Source organism: Brachybacterium sp. AOP29-B2-41 (assembly GCF_052378395.1).
Taxonomy (GTDB): domain Bacteria; phylum Actinomycetota; class Actinomycetes; order Actinomycetales; family Dermabacteraceae; genus Brachybacterium.
On sequence record NZ_JBQSXR010000039.1, the window covers coordinates 1 to 7007 of the forward strand.

The window sequence follows — 7007 nt, forward strand, 5'->3', positions numbered from 1 at the left end:
TGGGGTATACCCCACGGCGCAGATGTGTCACGAAACTGCCGATTCAGACCCTGTGGGACGGGGGAACCTACGGCGCCGTAGCTGTCCCGTGAATATTCGTAGGCTTGGGGGCCACTGAATCGTTCCTTTGGGGGCCACCGATCGTGCCGGCGGGGGCCAGTGATCGTCTCTATGGGGGCCACTGGCTCCCGCCGTCATCGGGTCACTGGGTCATGGCGGCGTGTTCGCGCATGTTCCGGTTGCCGGTGTCGATCCAGATGGTGTTGTGGACGATGCGGTCCATGATCGCATCGGCGTGGACTCCTCCTCCGAGGCGTGGATGCCAGTCCTTCTTCGCGTACTGGGTGCAGAACACTGTCGAGCCGGTGTCGTAGCGGAGTTCGAGCAGTTCCAGCAGCATCGAACGCATCCCCTCGTCAGGATGGTCCAGCAGCCACTCGTCGATCACCAGCAGCGAGAACGTCGAGTACTTCCGCAGGAACTTCGCCTGGCCCTGGGACTTGTCCTTGGCCAGAGCCCAGGCTTCCTCGAGGTCGGGCATCCGGATGTAGTGCGCACGGATCCGGTGCTGGCAGGCCTGCTTCGCCAGCGCGCATCCCAGATACGACTTCCCCGACCCGGTGAAGCCCTGGAAGACGACATTCTGCTGGCGCTGGATGAACGAGCACGTCGCCAACTGCGCGATCACGTTCCGGTCCAGCCCTCGCTCCTCGACCAGGTCCAGTCGGCGCAGATCAGCGCCAGGGTAACGCAGCCCCGCCCGGCGGATCAGGCCCTCGACCTTGCCCTGGTTGAACGTGGAGTGCGCCTCGTCCACGACCAGCTGGAGGCGGTCCTCGAACGACATCCCCAACACGTGCGTCTCGTCCTGGGCATCGATGGCGTCCAGGAGCGCAGTTGCGCCCATCTCTCGTAGCTTCCGCTTGGTCTCGATATCGATCGCGGTCATCGGGCACCTCCGCCGTAGTAGTCCGCGCCACGGACGAAGCCGCCCTGCTCCGCTGGTTCCTCGCGGGCTGGACGCAACCCGACGGTCTTGTCCTGCCCGGTCGCAAGGATCGGTTGCAGATGCGCGTAGCGGGGCGAGCGGATCCGGCTCGTCAACGCGAGCGCGCAGGCCGCCTCGACCCGGTCTGCGGAGAAGCGGCGAGAGAGCCGCAGCACCGCTAGTGCAGGGTCCAGGCCCTGTTCCTGGATCGGCACGGACTCGAAGATCCGCCGGGTCACGATCACCGTCGCTGGGCCGATCCGTTCCGCCCATGCCCGTACTCTTGCCGCGTCCCAGGCCTGGTAGCGGTCCCCGGCGGGCAGATCCGCGTCGTTGGTGCGGTACTCGTTCACCGACCCCTCGGGCAAAAGCAGATGACTGGAAAGCCGCTGGTGACCGTGGTAGATCTCCAGCGTGCGGGCCGTGATGCGCAGATCAACCGATGCGCCGAGGTGCGCGAACGGCACTGAGTAGAAGTTCCGCGCGAACGAGACGTGCCCGTTCCTGCCCACCCGCCGGCTATAGAGCCACCGCGAGATCTCGTAGGCCACCGCGGGCAGCGGGGTCAGCAACGGGCGCTCCTCCGCCTCGAACACGCTGATGCGGGAGCCAGGACGTTTCTGGAACGGCTCGGCGTTGTAGGCCTCCATCCTCTCGCTGATCGCCGTAGCCAGCGCGGCCAGGGTCGTGAACTGCTGGTCCCGCAGCCCGGCGATGACCCAGGTCGCGACGTGCGCGACGGTGTTCTCCACGCTGGCCTTGTCTTTCGGCTTCCGCACCCTGCCCGGCAGCACCGCTGCCGAGTAGTGACCGGCCATCTCGCGATACGCATCGTTGAGGACGATCTCCCCCTCGCGGGGATGCTTCACCACGCCGGTCTTGAGGTTGTCCGGCACGATCCTGGGGACCGACCCGCCGAACGCGTCGAACATCGCCACGTGCGCCCGCAGCCACGACTCCTGTCGCATATCCAGCGCCGGGAAGCAGAACGCGTAACGGGAGAACGGCAGGCAGCCCACGAACAAGAACACCTTCGAGACCTCGCCGGTGACCGCGTCGATCAGCTCCATCGTGGGGCCGGACCAGTCGACCTCCACACTCTGCCCGGCCTTATGCCCCACCCTCGAGGCAGCGCCGGTGACCAGCACGTGGCGTTGGTAGGTGCGGCAGAACCGGTCATACCCCATCGCCGGGTCCCCAGCCACCGCGGAGACGTCGAGGTACTCGCCATGCAGGAGCTTCAGCGTCACCCCAACCCTCGCCATCTCCCGATGGACCTGCTCCCAGTCCGGCTGAGCGAACACGCTCTCGCGCTCACCCCGGCCCGGGAACAACCGCGCATACACCTGCTCATCGTCGAGCTCGGCCACGTCGTCCCAACCGATCCCCACCCCGTCAGCGGCCTCGAATACCGCCCTGACCGACTTCCGGGACATGCCCTGCGAGGCAGCGATTGCTCGCCCCGACAGACCCTCGGCGCGCAGCTGGAGCACCAGCTTCGCTCTGATCTTCCGTACCATTTCCGATTGCTCCTTCCGCCGCGTGCCCTATACACACGGCGGAAGGAGCGTAAGCAAGGCGGTCCCCAACGACACCACAGCTGGCCCCCAACGACGCCATCGCTACGAAAACGAACTGGCCCCCGGACCCTCGATCAGCGGACCCCAGCGACGCGAATATTCAGTCCCGCAGGGTGGTGCTCAACGTGGCAGATGTGTGTGGTTGAGGTGTCACCCCATCTTGCGCTGGCGGCCTGCTGCGGCGCCTGGACACCCGCCGCGTCGAAGTCCTGCGCTTCGCCGAGAACCTGGCCGTGCCGTTCACGAACAATCAGGCCGAGCGTGACCTGCGGATGACCAAGCTGCAAATGAAGATCTCCGGCTGCTGGCGCACTACCGAAGGCGCCGAAACCTTCGCCGCCCTGCGCAGCTACGTCTCCACCGTCCGCAAGAACGGCGCCGGCGTCCTCGACGCCCTCACCGCTCTCCTGATGGCACCCCCTGGCTACCGGCCCTCAGCAACTGACCACGGGACCTGAGTAGTTACGACATGCAACCTTTTAGTCGGTGCGGATCATGCACCACGCGTTGCCAAAGTTCTGTGTGCTGAGGTCGCTGTCGCGAATCCAGACTTCGAAGTTCCCGGCGTCGCCGAACCAGCCATTGAAGAACGTCCAGCTCTCAATGCCGAGCAAAAGTGTGTAGTCGTCGTCATCTCCTGTGAGGGGACGCACTTGCTGGAGGATGTCGTGAGCGTACTCGGTGCCCGAGTTGCTGTGCCCGTAGATTCTCGAGATCGGGAAGACGGGTTCCTCAACCTTCTCGACTCCTCGTCGCCAGGCCGTCCAAGCGGCATGCGCTTCCGTTTCGGCACGCTCCGCGGCCGCAAACTGATCGTGGCTGGCGTCGACATAGTCGGCCGATGAAGGAATGCTGAACCCGGCACCGAGGAGCACAGGTTGGCAGACGGCATGTGGGAGGTCCAGGTCGGCCGGCGGTTCGATGAGTGGCGCGAAGTGCTCTCCGTCGAATGGAACATGACGCACAAGCCACCCGCCGGTGCCGTCGTCTTCGGGGTTGCCGTAGGTCTCCAGGTGGTGGAACACCTCCAAATAACCGGACTCGGGAAGGCGGGCGCTGGCCTCGGGCCAGTCCGGTTCTATGAAATCTTGAGACTCGATGAGCTGCTGTGCTTCAGTCAGCAGGATCGTGGCAATGTGGGCCAGAGGTTCGCCGTTATCGGTGCGCGGCCATTGGAGCGGCCCGAGGGCTGGGCCCCCGAGCCAGGACAGCTCGCCCAGGTCTTCCCGCTCGGCGAGGAGGCGATCCCGTCCAGACTCGTATTGGTCGAGCAAAAGCAACGAGAACTTCAAATCCTCAGCGAGGAAGCCTGCGTTGATCTGAGGCGATTGCAGCCACATCGTGATCTGCTCGCGAGACGCGGCGGGCACCGGCGTACGAGGAAGTTTGGTCATAGTCGTCCTTTCGAATAGTCCGGTCCGGACGCAAGGTCAAGGCTAGATCTTGACGCCGCAGTGCTTCAGGAGTGCCACTCCGATGGTGTGCTGCTTCGAGAAGCTCATCGAGTGGACTGTCGCTCGCATGGTCTTATTCCCGGACTTGATGCCGAACATGTTGACATTCTTCTTTGCCATCCAGCTATTCACGCACTTCTGGTGGACTTCCTTAGGGATGCTCACCAGATTATTACGGTTGTGGACCCACCGCGCATCCCAGCCTCGCTTGCTGATGTTCGACTGCTCCACAATGTGATGCCATTGATTGTTCTTCGGCGTCTTCGCCGCGGCGGCCTTGAAAGCGGAGAAGGATCGGTATCCGCCCTTCGTTGTGGCGGAGACGCCAGCGCGGATGGTCTGTGTCGCTAGGGCCTTCGCCCCCGCACGGAACAGTGCGGGCAGGAGCGCGCGAGCAATAGCACCAAGTCCGATCGCCACAAGAGGGAGAGGGTCGGAGACGACAGGGAACTCTGCTCCGGTGGTGTCAACCACCTGGGTCACCGTCGTGCCGTCTACCTCATAGAGAGTCGGGAGGGATACCCCCTGTGCGTCAGCGGACCATGGAGCTTGGAAGGCGCCAGCGAACTCCCAGCCGTCGGGGACCTCATAGTCGCCTTCCAGCTCTTCCTGTGATGCAACGTCTGCGCCCGCCGCGATCTCTTCCGCCAGGGGGGTGAACTCTTCGCCGGCCTCGAGCTCGGGGAGCACCCCGGTCAGGTCGACGACGGCTTCTTCTACTACCTCGACCGCAGGGGCAAGGATGACCACGTTCCCGTCGTCGGCCTGCTCGAGGATTGCACCCTGAGGAAGATTCAGCTCGTAGGAGTAGCGATGTTCTGCGTCATCGCTGTAGGACTCGTCAGCAACCGTGAGGACACGTGCGACATCATCGGGCGTTGCCTCGATGACGATGTCGAGCCCAGGGGCAGCATCATCAAATACAACTGTTCCTCCCGCGGCCAGTTCTCCCTGGACGCCACCCTCAACGGGGAGACTGATGTTCGGGTAGTCCTCGCCAAGAAGTACCTCCGTGCCCTCGACCGTGACTCCAGAGCCTGTGTGCAGGGCACCTGATGCATCCTCAGTGAAAGATGAACTGTCCGCGAACTCCGCGTTCTGCTCGAAAGCGACGTCCAGTGCGATCACCGACGCCTCGTCGGCTCTCAGTCCGTCATCAGCTTGAGCGAGCGGGGTAACAAAAAGCGACGCTACGACCGCTGCGGCTGTGGTGAGCGCAATTGGGCAAAGTCTTCTCAGCGATGTCACGGGGCAACCTTCCATGGCGGCAAGCAAGCGGATGGCCGACCTGGCCAATAAGGCCCGCGCGACCGAGTGAAGCCACGGCAAGCTACCGTGGACGAAAATTAACAGAGATTCATTTCAAAACGGATGACCGTTACCCGTTTGTTACATTCCTGTAGGGCATGCCGGCGAGCAAGCTGTGGCGCGCCTACAGAGTGCGCCAATGGGGTATACCCGAGTGAGCAGATCTGTGTCAGATCGCCCGTTTTAGACCCTGTGGGACGGGGGAGCCTACGGTGCCGTAGCTGTCACGCAGGGTAGTGCTCAACATGGCAGATGTGTCTAGTTGAGGTGTCGCCAACTCGCGCAGCAGTCCCGTCTATGGATGACAGGTGTGAGAAGTTGAGCCATGGACTGGTACAGGACACCGGGGTGGACCCTCGCGGAGCAGGAGCACTTCGAGCGCAAGCTCGCCCGCGCGAAGAAAGAGAACAGGGCCGAGTATCTGCGCATCAAGGGACTCTCGCTGGAGGATGCCGGAGTCACTGATGCGGCGCGCACTCTGTTCGTGAGGTCGTGTGTGGAAGCGGGCAAGAACTACTTCACTCAGAGCTCCGCGCTAGAGCACTTGGCTGACTCTGTGGCCGAGGACGATCCGATGGAAGCTGAGCGGCTGCTGCGCCGGCTCATCGAGGTGAACCCGACGCTCAACGGCACGACTCATATGACGGAGGTCCACCTCGCTGGGCTCCTTATTCGGCGCGGTACGCCAGAGGCCTTGAGCGAAGCTCGCGAACATCTCGACTCGTGGGATGCCAGAGGTGCCGGTGACTTCTCCGTGCAGCTCTTCGAGGCGGCGGTTGCTCGTGCTCGATGGAACGAGGCCACCGGAGATGCGACAGCGGCTGCGGAGTGGGCAGCCCATGCGCTTGAGCTCGCCGCGGTCGAATCTCCACTGAAGAACGTCCCGGGGCTCGCAGTTCAAGAACTCGATGACGAACTGGGCACCTGGCTGACCGACCTGGCGGGAGGGTCAGTCACGGCCCTATAGTCACTGCGCCATAAACGATCGCTTGCGGCACTTGACAGCGATCGGGGCTGATGCGCTGGAGGCGAACGGTGGCCGATAAGGGATCCTCTTACGGGGAGTCCGGCAGTTCCTCTTGCGAGCTCACGCTTCGACCGAGGCGCCAGCGAACACCCTTCGTCTCGACTTTCAGCGTGGGCATTGGACGTCGGCGGAAGAGGCTGGGTCGATACGTTACCTCGCCTTCGCCCTGCAGGTAGGCGCGCACAAGGTGGGCGAGGTCCCGTAGTTCTGCTTCTTTGTCCGCCTCGTCCTCGCCATAGTCAAAGTTTCTGCGGCTCACGCCCAAGTCAATGACGTGCGCCTCGAACCACTCGTGACTCGCCGCCAGGGAGGCATGGCGTTTCTGGTCGCTAGAAGCTGTGCGGTTGCTCAACCGCATGCCGTAGGCATAAGGGGCTTCATGTTCGTCTTCTTCCCTGACGAACGTGCATTCGTCGAAGATCTCATCCACCACGCGGTGGAGCACTGCTCGCATGTCAATGGGCACGGCTTCAGTATGACCGGCGGGAATCTATCCGGGAGGCCCTCCGGTTGTCCGATCCTCGCCCGGGACGCGAGTCGCCCGGCCAATTCCCGTCGCCCGAGAGCGGAGACCGCCATCGAGCGGCGAAGGACTCCCGTCACTCACTGGCGCAAGCCACAAGCCGGTGACCACGAGAGTGATGCTCCGT

7 protein-coding genes are annotated in these 7007 nt (G+C 63.4%); 2 read left to right on the forward strand and 5 right to left on the reverse strand.

The features are described 5' to 3' along the window. Positions 1-202: 202 nt before the first annotated feature. Both ACT3T9_RS18675 and istA read right to left on the reverse strand, forming a co-directional pair. Positions 203-949, reverse strand: coding sequence for an ATP-binding protein (locus ACT3T9_RS18675; RefSeq protein ID WP_444592674.1), 747 nt, complete (start codon positions 947-949; stop codon positions 203-205). Beyond that, positions 946-2508 carry an IS21 family transposase gene (gene istA, locus ACT3T9_RS18680; RefSeq protein WP_444592675.1) on the reverse strand — a complete coding sequence of 521 codons (1563 nt, stop codon included), beginning with the start codon at positions 2506-2508 and terminating at the stop codon, positions 946-948. Before istA ends, ACT3T9_RS18675 begins: the two co-directional genes overlap by 4 nt. Positions 2509-2744: 236 nt before the next feature. On the opposite strand from istA, the gene ACT3T9_RS18685 reads away from it, so the two are divergent. Next, the gene (locus tag ACT3T9_RS18685) at positions 2745-3026 is read left to right on the forward strand and encodes an IS66 family transposase (protein ID WP_444607291.1); all 282 of its coding nucleotides are present in this window, start codon (positions 2745-2747) and stop codon (positions 3024-3026) included. Between the two features lie 21 nt (positions 3027-3047). Here the strand turns inward: ACT3T9_RS18685 and ACT3T9_RS18690 are convergent, their stop codons facing one another. Together ACT3T9_RS18690 and ACT3T9_RS18695 are read right to left on the reverse strand one after the other, a co-directional pair. Beyond that, positions 3048-3962, reverse strand: a complete 915-nt coding sequence (locus ACT3T9_RS18690) for a DUF1963 domain-containing protein (protein WP_444607287.1) — start codon at positions 3960-3962, stop codon at positions 3048-3050. Positions 3963-4004: 42 nt separating this feature from the next. After that, the gene (locus ACT3T9_RS18695; protein ID WP_444607288.1) at positions 4005-5270 is read right to left on the reverse strand and encodes a hypothetical protein; all 1266 of its coding nucleotides are present in this window, start codon (positions 5268-5270) and stop codon (positions 4005-4007) included. 385 nt (positions 5271-5655) lie between these two features. Here ACT3T9_RS18695 and ACT3T9_RS18700 point away from each other — a divergent pair, with 385 nt between their 5' ends. Further along, on the forward strand, positions 5656-6297 hold the full coding sequence (locus tag ACT3T9_RS18700; protein ID WP_444607289.1) for a hypothetical protein: 642 nt from the start codon (positions 5656-5658) through the stop codon (positions 6295-6297). A gap of 88 nt (positions 6298-6385) precedes the next feature. On the opposite strand, the gene ACT3T9_RS18705 is transcribed toward ACT3T9_RS18700, so the two are convergent. After that, positions 6386-6823: a hypothetical protein gene (locus tag ACT3T9_RS18705; protein WP_444607290.1), complete on the reverse strand. Its 438-nt coding sequence runs from the start codon at positions 6821-6823 to the stop codon at positions 6386-6388. Positions 6824-7007: the final 184 nt, after the last annotated feature.